The organism is Sphingobacterium yanglingense (assembly GCF_004363245.1).
Lineage (GTDB): Bacteria > Bacteroidota > Bacteroidia > Sphingobacteriales > Sphingobacteriaceae > Sphingobacterium > Sphingobacterium yanglingense.
Window position 1 is genome coordinate 1 of the sequence record NZ_SNYV01000009.1, and the last position, 1,250, is coordinate 1,250.

A 1,250-nucleotide genomic window follows, 5' to 3' on the forward strand; every position below is an offset into this window, starting at 1 on the left:
AAGTGTAATAGCCACTACTTGATCTGACAGTTGGTTGTTTTTAAAAATTGTCAGATTGCCTATTCGAATATAGTAATGTTTCTGCAAAATCTATAGATTCAACTTGTTGCTTATTTTCTTGCACCGGATAAGTAACAAGTTGATCTTCTTTTAGTGTCTCCAGCATCTTTTCTTTTGCCAAATTAATTGTATCATCGAAGGTCTGCATAGGTGTCTTTCCAAAACAATACTTTCCTGTATGGGTACGATCCTGATTATAGTAAATCATCCAACGATCAAGGTCGTTTTGGAGTTCCTGAATGCTTCGGTATACTTTCTTTCTGAATGCAACTGCATAAAACTCGTCCTGAATAGTACGATGGAAACGTTCGCAAATACCATTTGTTTGAGGACTTTTTGCTTTGGTTTTCGTGTGATCTATATCTTCGATGGCTAAATAGAGCTGATATTCATGCTGGTCTCTTACCCCGCAGTATTCCGTTCCTCGATCTGTCAATATCCTTAACAACCTTAAGTCATGTTGCTCGAAAAATGGTACGACCTGATCATTTAGCATATCTGCAGCAACTAATGCATTCTTACGATCATACAGCTTTGTAAAAGCGACTTTGGAATAGGTATCAATGAAAGTTTGCTGATATATATGCCCAACTCCCTTAATATTACCGACATAGTATGTATCCTGAGCACCTAGATATCCGGGATGATGAGTTTCTATCTCACCGTGTGCCTTTTTCTCTTCTTTAGCTCTTTCCAGAGCTAGAAGCTGAGCTTCCGTTAAAACAATACCTTCCTGTGCAGACTTTGCCTCTAAGGCTTTTAATCTGAGCTTGAAGGTCTGCAGATCATGCCTCATCCATATACTCCTAACTCCTCCAGGAGATATTAATATGCCTTGCTTTTTCAGCTCGTTAGAAACACGTAACTGACCTAAAGCAGGCTGGTCTATAGCTAGATCAACAACAGCTTTTTCAATATGCTCTTCTACTCGGTTCTTTAATATAGGCTTTCTTCTAGAAAGTTCTTGAAGTGCAAGCTCGCCTCCTTGATCATACAATTCTTTAAATCTATAAAAGCTGTCTCTGGAATAGCCCATTACTTTACAGGCTCTTGATACATTCCCTAAGTGCTGGGCAAGCTCTAAAACACCCAGTTTGTTCTTGATGATTTTTTCTTGTGTTGTCATAACTCTAATCTATTTTTCAGTTGTTAATTTATTGCAACTGTCAGATTAAGTCTTGACTACTTCA

The 1,250-nt window shown here is 38.1% G+C and carries 1 protein-coding gene; it reads right to left on the reverse strand.

What is annotated here, in order from left to right; all coding sequences use genetic code 11:
* Window positions 1-40 precede the first annotated feature (40 nt).
* Complete coding sequence (locus tag CLV99_RS02290; RefSeq protein WP_133582868.1) at window positions 41-1,186, reverse strand: IS481 family transposase; 1,146 nt, start codon at window positions 1,184-1,186, stop codon at window positions 41-43.
* Window positions 1,187-1,250: the final 64 nt, after the last annotated feature.